Genomic DNA, 2,125 nt, shown 5'->3' on the forward strand with positions numbered 1-2,125 from the left:
CTTTGTCTCCTACTACGACTACTACCAGCCGGAGGCTTACGTTCCTTCCACAGACACCTACATCGCTAAGGATGCATCCACTAACGATGAGATCGATAAGCTCCGTCTCTCCGCCACAGCAGCCTTATGTGAGCGCAAGGATGTGATCGTGGTTTCGTCGGTATCCTGTATCTATGGCCTGGGTGCGCCGCAGGAATTTTTTGATATGATGATCTCACTTCGGCCGGGGATGGAGAAGGATCGTGACGAGGTTATCAAACAGCTGACCGATATCCAGTACACAAGAAATGAGATGGATTTTCACCGTGGAACCTTTCGTGTCCGGGGTGATGTGCTGGAGATTTTTCCGGCGAATTCTACAGACCGGGCAGTGCGGGTGGAGTTTTTCGGAGATGAGATCGAGCGTATCACAGATATCGATGTGCTTACCGGAGAAATCAAAAGTGTGGAAAGCCATGCAGCGATTTTCCCTGCATCTCATTACGTTGTGCCTCAGGAGCAGATCCGTCGTGCAGCAGATGCCATTTTGGAAGAGATGAAGCAGCAGGTGGAATACTTTAAAAGTGAGGATAAGCTGATCGAGGCTCAGCGAATTGCGGAGCGTACCAACTTTGATGTGGAAATGATGAAGGAAACGGGATTCTGCTCCGGGATCGAGAACTATTCCAGACACCTGACAGGGCTTGCACCGGGGCAGCCACCGTATACACTGATGGATTACTTCGGAGATGATTTTTTACTTATTATAGATGAGTCCCATAAGACAGTTCCCCAGGTTGGCGGTATGTATGCCGGTGATCAGAGCCGTAAACAGACACTGGTGGATTACGGCTTCCGACTTCCGTCTGCTAAGGATAACCGTCCATTGAGCTTTGATGAATTCGAGAACAAGCTTGACCAGGTAATGTTTGTATCTGCGACACCGGGAGAATATGAATATGACCATGAGCTTCTCCGCGCAGAGCAGATCATCCGTCCTACAGGGCTTCTTGATCCGAAGGTGGAGGTGCGTCCGATCGAAGGACAGATCGATGATCTTGTAGCAGAAGTAAATAAGGAAATTGAAAAGAAAAACAAAGTCCTGATCACGACCCTGACCAAACGTATGGCAGAGGACCTTACCGATTATATGAAGGATCTGGGAATCCGTGTCCGATACCTTCATTCAGACATTGACACTCTGGAACGTGCGGAAATCATTCGCGATATGCGCCTGGATGTGTTTGATGTGCTAGTCGGGATCAACCTTCTGCGAGAAGGACTGGATATTCCGGAGATCACGCTGGTAGCGATCCTGGATGCAGATAAGGAAGGCTTCCTTCGTTCGGAAACATCCCTGGTACAGACTATCGGCCGTGCTGCCCGGAACAGCGAAGGCCATGTGATCATGTATGCAGATAATATGACAGAATCCATGGAAAAAGCAATCTCGGAGACAGAAAGAAGGAGAGCGATACAGGAGGCTTACAACAGGGAGCATGGCATCACTCCAACCACGATCAAGAAGGCGGTCCGTGATCTGATCGCTGTTTCGAAGAAGGTGGCAGAGACAGAAGTGAAGCTTAAAAAGGATCCGGAATCCATGAACCGAAAAGAACTGACGAAGGTGATCGCTCAGGTAGAGAAGCAGATGCGCGCTGCGGCAGCAGACCTGAATTTCGAGCAGGCTGCTGAGCTGAGAGACAAGATGCTCGAATTAAAAAGAATTTGGAAGAATTAACGGAATAGGCTGCGAAGCAGCTGACAGTACAACACCCCTGGCTGTTACAGCCAGGGGTGTTGCCGGGTATGCTCGATCTGTTTTTGGGAAAAGCTTATTTTGTAGTTGAAAAGCCCAGGGAGCGCAGGGTGATGTCGGAGCCCTTGAGAAGATCAGTCCAATATGGAACAGCCATATCCAGAGTGTCGTTGGCAAGCTCGGAAGCATCTTTTTGTGTCAGGATTTCATAAGGATCTGTAAGCTTCTGGAAGTGGAAGGATAAATTAGAGGATTCATTCCTGATGGCAGAAAGCTTGCCTGATGCAGATACCGTTACAAGCTTCGGACTGCTGCTCTTCCAGGTGATTTTCTGCCCTTTTTTGAGACCGGTGATCTTCAGTGTTCTGCTCTGCCCCTTGATCATGG

2 protein-coding genes are annotated in these 2,125 nt (G+C 49.1%); one reads left to right on the forward strand and one right to left on the reverse strand.

What is annotated here, in order from left to right; translation table 11 throughout:
- Window positions 1-1,720: excinuclease ABC subunit UvrB (gene uvrB, locus CK1_RS15295; protein ID WP_306288975.1), on the forward strand; the 1,720-nt coding region annotated here is incomplete at its 5' end.
- Window positions 1,721-1,814: 94 nt separating this feature from the next.
- Here the strand turns inward: uvrB and CK1_RS15300 are convergent.
- On the reverse strand, window positions 1,815-2,125 hold a 311-nt coding region (locus tag CK1_RS15300; RefSeq protein ID WP_306288976.1), incomplete at its 5' end, for a hypothetical protein.

It is taken from the genome of Ruminococcus sp. SR1/5, assembly GCF_000209835.1.
GTDB lineage: Bacteria > Bacillota > Clostridia > Lachnospirales > Lachnospiraceae > Blautia_A > Blautia_A fusiformis.